At 59.4% G+C, this 276-nt stretch carries 1 protein-coding gene; it reads left to right on the forward strand.

What is annotated here, in order from left to right; all coding sequences use genetic code 11:
* Nucleotides 1-276 (forward strand): hypothetical protein (locus ACP3VS_RS24420; RefSeq protein ID WP_426390316.1); only part of this gene is annotated, 276 nt, incomplete at both ends.

Below are 276 nucleotides of genomic sequence, written 5' to 3' on the forward strand. Positions count from 1 at the left end.
GCTGATTACTCCTCGCCGATGGTCGCAACTCAGGCTGGCGCAATGCCTCCCGGGTTGATGTTTAACCTTATTCGCGGGCTCGACATGGTTGCTCTTATCACCATCCCGTTAGTGTTGGGGTGGTCGCCATGGGTATCGGTGTTCATTGCCGTGGTGGTATTTGGATTCCTGCGGATGGGCGGTATGAACCAGCAGGACCTGGCTGAGATGCGCGAGGAGTCGCAGCGTCAACTGGCCGAGGCCCGTCAGGACACTCGGGGCGGCAAGGCTGAGAAG

Origin of the sequence: Lysinibacillus sp. VIII_CA, assembly GCF_049943995.1 — a bacterium.
GTDB classification, from domain to species: Bacteria; Bacillota; Bacilli; order Bacillales_A; family Planococcaceae; genus Lysinibacillus; species Lysinibacillus pinottii.